Below are 12,574 nucleotides of genomic sequence, written 5' to 3'. Positions count from 1 at the left end.
CCGACCGTGGGACTAGCTGGAGCCGAACAGATTTCCCAGGCTTCCGTTGCCCGAGTCGCCGCCGCCGTTGTCACCACCGCCGTTATCGCCACCGCCGTTGTCACCGCCGCCGTTGTCGCCACCGCCGTTGTCACCACCGCCGTTGTCACCACCGCCGTTGTCACCACCGCCGTTGTCGGCCGGCTTGCCGGTGCCGGTGACCTTGTACACCTGCGCGAGGCCGTTGATCGTCAGGCCGGTGATCGGATCAGGCGTCGTGCATTCCTGGTAGATCGCGTACGACGTGTCGGACCGGTTCGAGACCCAGGTGCCGGTCGCCGACGAGTCCTTGGCGACGGACTGGCCGGACCACACGATCCTCAGCGCCCCGGCGGCCGCGTCGGCCCGGGCATTGTCGAGCACCGTGGACTCGATACCTGAGGCGATGATCGCGTTGACGGCGGCGACGCGCAGACCGAGCTGAGTCTCCTTGCTCGCGTCGTGGATGGACAGCCAGCAGGTGGCCGTCTTCGACGTCTCATTGCCCACGTTCACTGTCAGCGTGCCGTTGGTGAGCGACTGGGTGTGCGGGTACGACGACGGCAACAGCAGTGCCGCCGACGCCTCTCCGCTTCCGGTGAATGCCACCGCGGCGCCGGCCGCCATTCCGATTCCCGTCAGTGCCAAGCGTGAAAACCGCATCTGATCCCTTTCCTACGCATGATTCATTGCCCCACAACATGTGTCGTCGGGTGAGCCCGACGAATCGACGACGTCGGGGAACTGTTTGTTCTGGTTCAAGCGGGCACGACGATGTGCCCAGAGCCGCAACATGACCGGCGCGCGAGTCACCACGCCGAATCGACGGTGAGCCGACGAGCCCCGCCCGCCTCCCCAACGACCGCTGAACTATCCGAGCAGACCGCCGAACAGGCCGCCGAGGCTGCCATTGCCCGCGTCCGGCGAGTCAGGGGACTTGCCGGTTCCGGTCACCTTGTAGACCTGCGCGAGGCCGCTGAACGTCAGACCCAAAAGCGAATCGGAAGAGCAATCCTGATAGATCACGTAGGACGTGTCGGCACGCCCGGATTTCCACGTGGCCGTGGCCGAACCGTTCGACGAGATCGACTTCTTGGTCCACACCACCTTCAGCGCGTCGGCCTCGACTTCCTGGCGCGCCGCGGCGAGAAGCGTATCGCTGACCCCGCCGGCGAGGTGGGTGTTCACCTTGGCGACTGCCAGGTTGACCTGCGTCTCCTTGCTCGCCTCGTGGACGGACAAATTGCACTTCACCGACGACGACGTGTTGTTGTTCACCTTCACCGTCAGCGTTCCATCACTGAGCGACTGGGTGTGGGTGAACGAGGCCGGAATCAACAGCAGCGCGGACGCGCCTCCCGATCCGGAGAATGTCATCGCGGCTGCCGCTGCCAGCCCGAATCCCGCCGTCGCCACCTTGGTGAATCGCATTGTGCACCTTTCCCAGCCCGAGATCCGCTGTGTTCCAATGCCCCCCCGAAGCACTTCACAACGAATTGATTACGCCGGGACATTAGCAGACCAAATCGAAGATTCGGAACGATTCTGTTTCCCCAGGTCAAGATGATGGCTCAATTTTGTTCTCGCGAGATTTATTGCGAATAATGTCTCACGAATTGGTTCAGATGACCCACTAACAATGCGGTTGGTGACATTCCTTCAATCGAACGAACAATTCAGCCGAGAGCCTGGTCGATCAGGGTTTCCGCAGCACTCCGCGCGTCACCGGCCGCCTGCGCAGTGCCGGCGATCGCCGCCGTCGTCTGGGCCCCCTCCGCCAGGATCGCCAGCTGAGCAGCCAGCTGCGACGGCCCGCCGAGCTCCTCGACCAGGCCGGCCACGTAGTCCTGGAATGCGCACTTCTGCTTGCGCACCGCCTCGACCACCGACGGCAACTCCCCGCCCAGCTCCCCATAGGCATTGATGAACGCGCACCCCCGGAACTCGTCGGTACCGAACCATTCGAGCAGGAAGTCGAAGATGGCCAGCAGCTTCTCCCGCGGCGTCGACAAACCTTCCGTGCGGGCGGCGACACCCGCATTCCATTGCCGGGTTCGATCGTCGAGGACCGCGAGGATCAGGGCCTCCTTGGAGGGGAACAGCGAGTAGATCTTCTTGAGCGAGACACCTGCGGCGTCACGGACCTTGTCCATCCCGACCGCATGCACCCCATAGGCGTTGAACAGTTCATCCGCGGCCCGAATGACCCGCTCTCGCGGGTCGACCGCGGTGTTCTCCGAAGCTGCCACGACGCACCATCCTCACCCGATTTCCTGGTTACCCCTTGCGTGGGGAACGATCGTTCTCTAGTGTAGCAACCAGCTCAGAGAACCTCCGTTCTCCGCAGCTCCGATCAGACCCCCTCGGGTCGCTGCAGAAGAGAGAAGTGATTGCCATGGGTTACATCAACGTCGGCACCGAGAACACCACCGACATAGAGCTGTACTACGAGGATCACGGGACCGGTCAGCCGGTCGTGCTGATCCACGGCTACCCGCTCGACGGCGCCAGCTGGGAGTTGCAGGCTCGCGAGCTGCTCGACGCCGGCCACCGGGTCATCACCTACGACCGTCGAGGTTTCGGCAAGTCGAGCAAGGTCGGCACCGGCTACCACTACGACACCCTCGCCGCGGACCTGAACACCGTGCTCGAGACCCTCGACCTGCGCGACGTGATCCTCGTCGGATTCTCGATGGGCACCGGCGAACTCGCACGCTACGCCGGAAAGTACGGGACCGAGCGGATCGCCAAGTTCGCATTCCTCGCAGCGCTCGAGCCGTTCCTGGTGAAGACCGACGACAACCCCGACGGCGTCGACGCCGCGGTCTTCGACGGCATCGCACAGGCCGCCAAGGAAAACCGGTACGCCTGGTTCACCCAGTTCTACAAGGACTTCTACAACCTCGACGACACCCTCGGGACGCGCATCACCCAGGAGGTCGTCGACGCCAACTGGATCACCGCTGTCGGCAGCGCACCGGTCGCGGCCTACGCCGTCGTCCCGACATGGATCGAGGACTTCCGCTCCGACGTTGCCGCAGTTCGTGATTCGGGGAAGCCGACGCTGATCCTGCACGGCACCGCCGACAACATCCTGCCGATCGACGCCACCGGCCGCCGCTTCCACGAGGCCGTTCCGGAGGCCGAGTACGTCGAGATCGAGGACGCTCCTCACGGCCTCCTGTGGACGCATGCCGCCGAGGTCAACGAAGCGCTGCTGCGGTTCGTGAGGAAATGAGCGCAACGCCCGACGGCCGTCGGGCGGGACCACCCGCCCGACGGCCGCTGCGTCGTGTCTGCCGCGTCGTCTCTACTTGGTCGTCTCGTCCCCTGATTCGACGGACGCAGGTTCGACGGACGCCGACTCGTCGGACGACTCGTCGGTGTCATCCGCGAGCGGGTCGTACCCGGGGACTCCTTCGAGGACGGTCAGTTCCTGGTCGATGGCAGCCGAGACGGCCCTGGCCTCTTCCTTGATCTTGCGGATGAAGTCCGACATCGCCTGCTCCCTTGCTCATCGGCTGCACGGCCATCGACCGTGCACCAATGATAGGGCGGGTCACTTCTTCAGGTCGGGGTTCTCCTCGTAGACCTCCTTGACGAGCGACATGTCGAAGATCTGCTCGGCCTTGATGGCGAAGCCGCCCTTGCCCAGGGCTTCGATGTTCTGCGCGATCAGTTCGTCGGTCATCGTGAGCAGGCCATTGGCCTTGGTGTCCGCGGAGACGACGAGGGTGTTCTGGGCAATGGCCTCCTTGGTCTGTTCGGCTTCGTCCAGACCGAGGTCCTTGCCGTACTTGGTGACCGCGAGCCGCGCCGACCCCGCCGGGTCGGCGACCGCGTCGTACCAACCCTTGATGTCCGCCTTGAGGAACGCCTTCACCTTGTCGCGCTCGTTGTCGATGGTGTCCTGCCGGACGACCAGGGTCTCGGCGACGAGCGGCAGGTTGAAGTCGGCGAACAGGAAGTTGGCATTCGGGAAGCCGCTTTCCTCCAAGGTGATCGGCTCGTTCGTCACATAGCTGACCCAGCCGTCGACCTCACCGTTCTTCAGCGGCGTCGGGTCGTACTGGACAGTGATCTTCTGGATGTCGGCCTCGGTCATGTTGTTGGCGGTGAGCAGCGCCTGGAAGACGTTCTCGTTGGTCGCCTGGACGCCGATCTTGCGGCCTTTCATGTCCTCGGGACCGAGGATGGGCTTGTCGGCCGACGACACGATGCAGAACGGGTTGCGCTGGAACGTCGCGGCGACGGTCATCAGCTTTGCGCCCTGCAGGATCACCGGCGCGGTCAGCTGCGGCGAGGACATTCCGATCCACACCTTGTTCGACGTCAGACCGTTCTCGACGCCCGTACCCGCACCACCGCCGGTGATCAGCTCGGGCGTGCCGAGACCTTCCTCCTCGAAGTAGCCGTTCTCGATGGCGAAGTACTCACCCGCGAACTCGATGTTCTTCTGCCACGACAGCTGCACCTTCGGGTTGGTCGAGCTCGTGCCCCCGCTCGCGGTACCGCCGGAACTGCACGCCGACAACGCGCCGGTCAGACCGAGGGCACCGGCGGCTGCGCCGCCCATCATCGAATAGCGGAGAAACGACCGACGGTCGAAGGAGTTGGCCATGTGAGAATTACCTTTCGCCAGAAGCAGATGCGGTCGAGCGTGCGCCCGACCTCAGTTGTGCTGCATTCCCATCTGTGACAGGACGACAGTCTCGATGACACCCACCACGGCGTAGATGACGATCGAAGCCACGGTGATGACGAGGACCGAGGCCCACAGCTCGTCGTAGGCCGCCGCGGGCAGGGCCCGCTGGAGTGACGCACCGAGGCCTTTGTTGGTCCCCAACCACTCGGCGACGGTTGCGCCGATGAGCGCGCCCGGCACCGAAACCTTGGCCGCGCCGAACAGCGACGGCACCGCCGACGGAATCGCAGAGCGGCGCAATGCCGTCCAGCGCCCGCCGCCGTACACACTGATCACATCGGTGATCTGACGCGGCGCATTCGACAGCCCGGTCATGATCATCACGAGCGCGGGGAAGAACACGACGATCCCGCCCATCACCGCGACCACCGCGACTCCCCGACCGACGATGACGGTGATCAGCGGTGTCATCGCGACCAGCGGCACCGACCGGAGGAGCATCGCGATCGGCATGAACGTCTGTGCCGCGGAACGGGACACGACAAAGATCGCCGCCGTGGCGATCGCCGCGAGCATACCGGCGACGAACCCGATTGCCGCGTCCTGCAGGGTGATCCAGAGGTTGCCGAAGATCTCGGCGCGGGCCGCCGGCGCGTCGGCGTCGACGAACAGGTAATCGAACACGTCGACAGGCGTGCGCCCGATGATCGGCCCGATGTCGGGGAAGGCCAGGAGGAACAACCACCAGATCACCAGGATCAGCGCGAACGACAGCAGCAGGGATCCGAGGAAACGTCCTGCCGCCCACAGACCACCGGTTCCGAAGCCCCCCGCCCTGAGAGTTCTCACCTCAGTGCTCATCGTCCCGCCGCCGTTCCGTTCGACCAGGCCGTCGCATACTTGGCGATCACCGCGACCACGGCGTAGCCGAGGCCGGCAATCGCCCCGCTGATCAGGGCGATGGCCCACACCTGCGGGATGTCGCCGCTCTGCTGGGCGATGATCATCGCCGGTCCGGCACCGGTTTCGGGCATCGCGAGGAACTCGCCGAGCACGGCACCCAGAACTGCGGCCGGAGCGGCGATCTTGATGGCGGCCAGGGTGTTCGGCAGTGCGGCGACGGATCTCACCCGCCACAGTTGCGCGAAGCGGCCGCCGCCGTAGACCTTGATGAGGTCGAGACTTCCCGAGTGCGGTGCGCGCAGACCCGACAACGTCCCGATCATCGTCGTGAAGAACACCGAGATGGCGGCGAGGAAGACGATCATCGTCGTCACCTCGGCGAAGGCCACCTGGATGATCGGCGCGACAGCGATGATCGGCGTGCAGTACGACAGGATCGCGAGCTGGGTGGCCAGTCCTTCCACCGGCGGAAACAGGATCACGGTGACGGCCAGGGCGATCGCAAGCCCGTTGCCCCAGAGGAATCCGCGGAATGCGAGTTCGACTGTCAGCGAGAAGTTGTCGACGTAATAGGTGGACCCGGTCTCGCCGATCTCGGCGAGCACCGACCACGGCGTCGGGATCGTTCCGCCGAACAGGTCCAACGCACCGGCGATCCACCACACCACGATGAGTCCGACGATCCCCCCGAGACCGGCCACCCATCGGACCGATCCGAATCTAGCCACTCACGCCCTCCGAAACAGGTTCGGGCGCTACGACTTCGGCCGGTTGCGCGGTCGCCCGCTTACCGAACAGGAGGCCGGAGAGGTGGTCGTGTATCGCGTGGAACTCGGGCGTGCGCATCATCTCCGGGATGCGGGGCCGCGGCAGATCGACGGGGACCACCTCCGCCACCGTGCCCGGCCGCGGACTCATGACCGCGACCACGTCGGACAAGAAGACCGCCTCGGCGATACCGTGCGTGACCATCAGCGTGGTCGCCGGCTTCTCGGTCCAGATGCGCAGCAGTTCGACGTTGAGCCGCTGCCGGGTCATGTCGTCGAGCGCGCCGAACGGTTCGTCGAGCAGCAGTGCGGTCGGTTTAACCACCAGAGCACGGGCGATCGAAACACGTTGGCGCATACCGCCGGAGAGCATCGCGGGCTTGGACTTCTCGAAGCCCTTGAGCCCGACCAGTTCGATCAGGTCGGCGACGAGGTCGTCGTCGGCCGGCATTCCCCCGACCTGCAGCGGCAGCTTGATGTTGGATTCGACCGAGCGCCACGGCAGCAACGCCGAATCCTGGAAGGCGATGCCCAGCTCATGATTTCGCTGGAGGTCCTGGGGCGATTGCCCGTTCATCAGCGCGGTCCCCGAGGTGGCGTCCTCGAGGCCGGCGAGGATACGCAGCACCGTCGACTTGCCGCAGCCCGACGGGCCGAGCAACGACAGGAAGGAACCCTCCGACGTGCTCAACGAGACGTCGGACAACGCGGTCACCGTCGAACTCCCGCGCAACGAACGAGAGGTGAACGTCTTGGTCAGTCCAGAGATGTTGATCCCCGTACCCAGGGGTCGTGTCATGACCGGAGACGTTAAAGGGCTCTTCCTGATTCAGAGTGCGTCGAGGTGTTGTGCGAGGCCGCCGGAGTGGATGAGTGACCGCAAGATGTAGTGGTTGAGGTTGCGGAAGCCCAACGCGATCCCGCGGAGGTGTTCCAGGCGGCCGTTGATCGCTTCGACGGGTCCGTTGGAGGCGCCGGTGTCGAAGTAGGCCAAGATCTCGGCACGCCGCGCCCATAATGATCGGCCGAGTTGGGCCAACTCTGCCAGCCCGGACGGAACGCCGGTATGAATCCGTTTGAGCAGCTTGTACATCGCGATCTTGCCGTCACGCTTGTTCTCCTGGCCGTAGGCGTTGATCAGCTCTTGGTAGATCGCGTAGGTGACCGAGACGGCCACGTGCTCCTCGTGAGCCTCCAACCCGCTACGTAGCCGGGCCTTCTGCTTGTCTGTCAGCAACGCGATCCGGGTCAGCAGTGGTCGGCGGATACCGTAGAGCGGATCACCCGTGCGGCCGCGGTGCCCACACGTATCGTGTTGCACGCGTTGACGACACACTGTGAGCTTCTCGGCGGCCAGATGGACCACGTGGAACGGGTCCATCACCGCCCGCGCCTTATCCAATGCCTCGGCGGTCGCGGTGCGATACCCGGTGAATCCGTCCATGGTGACCACCCGGATCCGGTCCCGAAAGGAGTCATCGCGGGCATCGAGCCAGTCCTTCAACGCCGCTTTGGACCGGCCGCCCACCATATCCAGCAAGCGCGCCGACCCGGTCCCATCCACAATCGGTGTGAGGTCGACCAGCACGGTCACGAAACTCGAATCACCATTGCCGCGAACATGTTTCCACTTGTGCTCATCAACACCGAGAACCCTGACACCGTCGAGTCGGCCAGGCGCCGAAGCCACCGTACGCGCCGCCTGCAACGCGAGGGCATTCACGGTGTTCCAGCCCAACCCGACCGACGCGGCGACCGCAGAGACGCTCATCTTGTCCAGAATCATCCGCCGAAGAATCCACGCGATCGTGCGGCGCGTCACCGCCGCGCGCGGCGCGACGATCGCCGAGATGTCGGCGCGAAAGATGCCCTGACCACACGCGCCGTTCTCGCAGGCGTAGCGCGGCACCCTCAGATGCAACCGGGTCGGATGGCCCACGATCGGTAGATCTGCCACCTCACGATCGACATGATCACGCAACCGACCCGCCCGCTCGCACCTCGGGCAGCTACTCTTCGGGGCCAAGACCTCGCAGAACAGGTGTGTGCGATCCTCGCCGTCGAGAGCGGCATCGGTGATCGTCACCCCGAGTTCGATCGTGCGGCAAATCGTGTCGGCAATGGCGCTACGCTGCAACGAGGGTCCTGTCGGTGTGAGTGATGAGGTGTAGGGGCTTTCATCTTCACACCACAGGACCCGCCCGCATCCCCGGCTCGCCGCCGCCGAACCCGACCTACATCTTGTGCCCGGTAGAACCCGTTCTACGCACCGTCAATCAGGAAGAGCCCGTTAAAGAGGCCGTGTTGCCGCCCGATTACCGTCGCGTAAGAGTCGCGACGTGCTCAGCCGGCGAACATCTGCGCGTAAGGAGCCGACAGCGCCGGATAGTAGGCATCCCAGTCCACCGCGTCGACGCCGCTGCCGGACTCGGCCGCGACGAGCCGGTCGAGGTAGTACTCCCACCCGGGACCGACGTTCTCGGCCATCTCGGGGCGTGAGAGCCCCTGCGCGAACGTGAGTGTGGTCGTACCGTCGGCCTCGGTGAGATCCAACTCCAGTCGCCACACGTCGTCGGCCCCGCCGTCGGGGTCCGGGCTCTTCGATTCGACGACGAGCCGGTTCGGCGGCTCGCATTCCAGAATGGCCATTCGCTCCGCCTCCGCGTCCTCGCCCTCGGCGGTCATCCGGAAGTCGACGTAACCGTGTGTCGGATCCCCATCCCAGGTCCCCACCCACCGTTCAAGCCGGGTCGGTTCGGTGATGGCTGCCCACACCGCGGCGACCGGCGCGTCGAAGGTGCGCTCGAGGACCACATAGGCAACCCCGTCGCGGATCTCCTGGCGCCCGGTGGCCGTCACTTCGGCTTTCATCCTGTCTCCTTCTGTTCGCCGGTCTGGATGCTCGGGTCGGCGAACTCCCGCACGGTGCGTCGAACCTCGAGGTCGAGGGCGTCGAGATGATGCTCGCCGAACGGCTGCGTTGCTCCCGACGCCAGTCCGTCCAGCCAGTCGCGTACCGGCGCCAGTCCCCCGGACACGAGTTCGTAGTGCCGTTCACGGCCATGGTCGACGGCCGCGACGACGCCGGCCTCGCCGAGGACCCGGAGGTGGCGCGAGATCGCCGGGCGGCTGATCGGATGTTCGGCCGCGAGATCGACGACGCGTGCGGGACGCTGCGCGAGACGTTCGACGAGCGCCCGACGAGTCGGGTCGGCGATCGCCTCGAATGCATCCACCCACTACTGGTAACACATCAGTTACCAATAGTGGGTGCTTTGCGAGACTGGGGAGGCCCCGCGATTGCTAGGCGTCGACCCTGCGCTTGAGCGCCAACCCGATCCGCGCGACCATGTCGTCGACCGCGAACTTGGGTTTGACGTTCATGTCCAGCGCCTCGCGGCAGTCGAGGACGGCCTCGACGCACGACAGCAGTTGCTCGGGGCGGGCGTAGCCGGCCAGGGGTATCGAGATGTCGTCGGACTTGTCGGGATGCATCGCGGTCACCTCGGCCCCGACCCCGACGACGAGCGCGTCGCGGAAGAGTGCGGCGAGGTCGACGAGGGCGCGGTCGAGGACATCGCGTCCGACGCGCGTGGCGCGCGACTTCTGACGCTTCTCGAGCTCCTTCAGCGCGCCCGCACTCCCGCGGGGCATCCGGGCGGTGCCCTTGCCGGTGCCGCCCGCACCGAGCGCGGTCCTCATCTCCTCGGTCTCGGCTTCGTCGAGTTCGGCACTGATCGCCTTGGCCGCGGCCTCCGCCGACCGCACCAGCTCCTCGGCCGCGGCGTACGCCGTCGAATCCCGGGAAGCGGCCCGAGCCAGCGAGAGCGCCTTCTCGCGCTGGGAACGGGCGTCGGGGTCGGTGGCGAGGCGGCGGGCGCGGCCGATGTGGCCGCCGCACACCGACGCCGCCCAGCGTGCCTGCTCGGGGTCGAGGCCGTCGCGTTCGATCAGGACGCGTTCGATGGCCGCGGGTGTCGGCGACACCAGCGCGACGTGCCGGCATCGCGATCGGAGGGTCACCGAGATGTCCTCCGGGTCCACCGACGGCGCGCACAGCAGGAACACGGTGCGGGGTGGCGGCTCCTCCACGACCTTCAGCAGCGCGTTCGCGGCCTGTTCGGTGAGGCGGTCGGCGTCCTCGACGATGACGATCTGCCAGCGGCCGGTTCCGGGGCGTCGGGCGGCGGCCTGCACGATGTCGCGCATCGCACCGACCGCCAGACTCAGACCCTCGGGCACGACGTGCCGGACGTCGGCGTGGGTTTTGGCCATCACCGTCACACAGGCACGGCACTCGCCGCACCCGACGTTCGCCGACTCGGGCGACTGACACTGCAGGGCGGCGGCGAAACACGTCGCGGCCACCGAGCGACCGCTTCCGGGCGGCCCGGTGAAGAGCCAGGAATGCGTCATCGATGCGCGTGACCACCCCGCGTCGACGCCCGGGATCTCGTCGTCGGGCACGAACAGGCCTTCGCTGCTGCCGGCGTCGAGCTGCTGCGCGAGGACCCGCGCAGCACGCGCGGCGGCACGCAGATCGTCCGCGATCGCCTCTTGGCCGGTCAGCCGATCAAAGACATTGGTCACAACGACACCCTAAACCGCAGTTCGGACACGCCAACGGGGCGGAACCGTGTTTAACGATTGCAAGCAGACAGCTACCGTAGTCTCCGTGGTTGAACAGCGGTCGCGATGGTCCAAGGTCCTGCACCTTGGCCGATGGCTGATTCATACGCCGTGGCCGATCCTCGCGCTCGACATGCTCCGCGCGAACCTCGTCGGCGCGCTGTTCACCTTCGCCTTCCTCCGCTTCGGGATGCCGCTCCAGGACTCGATCAGCCTCGACGAGATCACCGCCCTGAACCAGGCGATCTTCGCGGGCTACCTGTTGATCGCGATGGTCATCGGCGGCTACGCCAGCATCCAGCTGTCGCTACCCGTCCTCGTGTGGCATCGCCGACGCACCCGGCTCGACAACGAGGCCGCCCGACGCCGCGCCCTCGCCCTGCCGACGCTGCTGACCGTCGTCAACGCCGCACTGTGGGTGGTGGGCGGTACCCTCTTCACCCTCGTCAACCTGACCGTGTCATCCAAGAACGCCTTCATCGTCGCCATCGCGAGCGCCATCGGTGCGATGGTCACCTGCGCGCTGAGCTACATGCAGGCCGAGAAGGTCATGCGGCCGATCACCGTCGCCGCGATGGCCAACAACCCCAACCACGCGATCGCCCCCAGCGTCACCACCCGCATCACCGCGTTCTGGGTGATCAGCGTCGTCGCACCGATGGTCGTGATCATCGGTCTCATCGTGCTGCACCGGCTGGGCATCTTCGAAGGCGACTCGACCGGGCTGGAACGTCCGATCCTGTGGATGGCGGTGTCGGCTCTCGCGTTCAGCGTCATCGCGATCGTCCGTGTGGTGGCCGCGATCAACGACCCGATCAAACAGCTGCGTCGCGCCCAGTCGAAGGTCAGTGACGGCGACCTCAACGTCGCGGTGAAGATCTACGACGGCAGCGACCTCGGCCTGCTTCAGGCCGGCTTCAACGACATGGTCGCCGACCTGCGCGAACGACAGGAACTACGCAACCTGTTCGGCCGCTACGTCGGCGAGGACGTCGCCCGACGCGCCATCGAGACCGGCACCGAGCTGGGCGGCGAGGAACGCTACGTCGGTGTGCTCTTCGTCGACATCGTCGGTTCGACGCGCCTGGCCGTGAACCGCCCGCCGCGCGAGATCGTCGAGCTGCTCAACGAGTTCTTCCGGGTGGTCGTGGCCGTCGTCGGACGCCACGGCGGCTTCGTCAACAAGTTCCAGGGTGATGCGGCGCTCGCGATCTTCGGCGCCCCCCTCGACCTCGACGACTTCGCCGGCCGCGCGCTGGCCTCCGCGCGTGAGCTACGGGCCGAGCTGTACCAGACCCTCGGTGACACCGACATCGGCATCGGTGTCTCCGCCGGCAAGGCGATCGCCGGGCACATCGGCGCCGAGCAGCGCCTCGAGTACACCGTCATCGGCGACCCGGTGAACGAGGCCGCGCGCCTCACCGAACTCGCGAAGGACGAGCCCACCCGCGTGCTCGGTTCGGCCCGTGCCGTGTTCCTGGCCTCGCACGAAGAGGCCGAGCACTGGGAGATCGGTGAAGGCGTCGAACTCCGCGGCCGCGGGATCGAGACCCTCCTCGCCCGCCCGCACATGGAGCCCTACCGCAGGGACTGAGCGGCCCCCGAGGTCGAC

At 66.0% G+C, this 12,574-nt stretch carries 14 protein-coding genes; 2 read left to right on the top strand and 12 right to left on the bottom strand.

Annotation, left to right across the window (positions count from 1 at the left end; all coding sequences use genetic code 11):
- Positions 1–12: 12 nt before the first annotated feature.
- The 3 genes from GKZ92_RS02495 to GKZ92_RS02485 all read right to left on the bottom strand — a co-directional run bounded on the left by GKZ92_RS02495 (position 13) and on the right by GKZ92_RS02485 (position 2,267).
- Complete coding sequence (locus GKZ92_RS02495) at positions 13–681, bottom strand: hypothetical protein (protein WP_035754754.1); 669 nt, start codon at positions 679–681, stop codon at positions 13–15.
- Positions 682–888: 207 nt separating this feature from the next.
- Positions 889–1,449 (bottom strand): hypothetical protein, encoded by a 561-nt coding sequence (locus GKZ92_RS02490; protein WP_035754752.1) that lies wholly within the window; start codon positions 1,447–1,449, stop codon positions 889–891.
- Between the two features lie 245 nt (positions 1,450–1,694).
- Positions 1,695–2,267 (bottom strand): TetR/AcrR family transcriptional regulator, encoded by a 573-nt coding sequence (locus GKZ92_RS02485; RefSeq protein WP_035754750.1) that lies wholly within the window; start codon positions 2,265–2,267, stop codon positions 1,695–1,697.
- Positions 2,268–2,413: 146 nt separating this feature from the next.
- Between GKZ92_RS02485 and GKZ92_RS02480 the strand changes: the two genes are divergently transcribed.
- Complete coding sequence (locus GKZ92_RS02480; protein ID WP_035754784.1) at positions 2,414–3,256, top strand: alpha/beta fold hydrolase; 843 nt, start codon at positions 2,414–2,416, stop codon at positions 3,254–3,256.
- A 72-nt stretch (positions 3,257–3,328) separates the two neighbouring features.
- On the opposite strand, the gene GKZ92_RS02475 is transcribed toward GKZ92_RS02480, so the two are convergent.
- The 9 genes from GKZ92_RS02475 to GKZ92_RS02435 all read right to left on the bottom strand — a co-directional run bounded on the left by GKZ92_RS02475 (position 3,329) and on the right by GKZ92_RS02435 (position 10,923).
- Positions 3,329–3,517 carry a hypothetical protein gene (locus GKZ92_RS02475; RefSeq protein ID WP_006359057.1) on the bottom strand — a complete coding sequence of 63 codons (189 nt, stop codon included), beginning with the start codon at positions 3,515–3,517 and terminating at the stop codon, positions 3,329–3,331.
- A gap of 60 nt (positions 3,518–3,577) precedes the next feature.
- Positions 3,578–4,639, bottom strand: coding sequence for an ABC transporter substrate-binding protein (locus tag GKZ92_RS02470; protein ID WP_006359056.1), 1,062 nt, complete (start codon positions 4,637–4,639; stop codon positions 3,578–3,580).
- Positions 4,640–4,690: 51 nt separating this feature from the next.
- Positions 4,691–5,524, bottom strand: coding sequence for an ABC transporter permease (locus GKZ92_RS02465; protein ID WP_006359055.1), 834 nt, complete (start codon positions 5,522–5,524; stop codon positions 4,691–4,693).
- Positions 5,521–6,294, bottom strand: coding sequence for an ABC transporter permease (locus GKZ92_RS02460; protein WP_035754748.1), 774 nt, complete (start codon positions 6,292–6,294; stop codon positions 5,521–5,523). Before GKZ92_RS02460 ends, GKZ92_RS02465 begins: the two co-directional genes overlap by 4 nt.
- Complete coding sequence (locus GKZ92_RS02455) at positions 6,287–7,132, bottom strand: ABC transporter ATP-binding protein (protein WP_155224966.1); 846 nt, start codon at positions 7,130–7,132, stop codon at positions 6,287–6,289. Before GKZ92_RS02455 ends, GKZ92_RS02460 begins: the two co-directional genes overlap by 8 nt.
- A 30-nt stretch (positions 7,133–7,162) precedes the next feature.
- The gene (locus GKZ92_RS02450) at positions 7,163–8,470 is read right to left on the bottom strand and encodes an ISL3 family transposase (RefSeq protein ID WP_006358292.1); all 1,308 of its coding nucleotides are present in this window, start codon (positions 8,468–8,470) and stop codon (positions 7,163–7,165) included.
- Between the two features lie 206 nt (positions 8,471–8,676).
- Positions 8,677–9,204 (bottom strand): SRPBCC family protein, encoded by a 528-nt coding sequence (locus GKZ92_RS02445; RefSeq protein ID WP_127961829.1) that lies wholly within the window; start codon positions 9,202–9,204, stop codon positions 8,677–8,679.
- Positions 9,201–9,569, bottom strand: a complete 369-nt coding sequence (locus GKZ92_RS02440; protein ID WP_155224965.1) for an ArsR/SmtB family transcription factor — start codon at positions 9,567–9,569, stop codon at positions 9,201–9,203. The genes GKZ92_RS02445 and GKZ92_RS02440 overlap by 4 nt, the downstream gene beginning before the upstream one ends.
- 67 nt (positions 9,570–9,636) lie before the next feature.
- A complete protein-coding gene (locus tag GKZ92_RS02435) occupies positions 9,637–10,923 on the bottom strand; it encodes a DNA polymerase III subunit delta' (RefSeq protein WP_075863593.1) in 1,287 nt (428 codons plus the stop codon).
- 172 nt (positions 10,924–11,095) lie between these two features.
- Here GKZ92_RS02435 and GKZ92_RS02430 point away from each other — a divergent pair, with 172 nt between their 5' ends.
- Positions 11,096–12,556: an adenylate/guanylate cyclase domain-containing protein gene (locus tag GKZ92_RS02430; RefSeq protein ID WP_075863648.1), complete on the top strand. Its 1,461-nt coding sequence runs from the start codon at positions 11,096–11,098 to the stop codon at positions 12,554–12,556.
- The last annotated feature ends 18 nt before the right edge of the window (positions 12,557–12,574 follow it).

Source organism: Gordonia sp. 135 (assembly GCF_009720185.1).
Taxonomy (GTDB): Bacteria; Actinomycetota; Actinomycetes; order Mycobacteriales; family Mycobacteriaceae; genus Gordonia; species Gordonia alkanivorans.
Note: the sequence above shows the minus strand (reverse complement) of the source record. Positions and strands in the feature narration are given on the sequence as shown.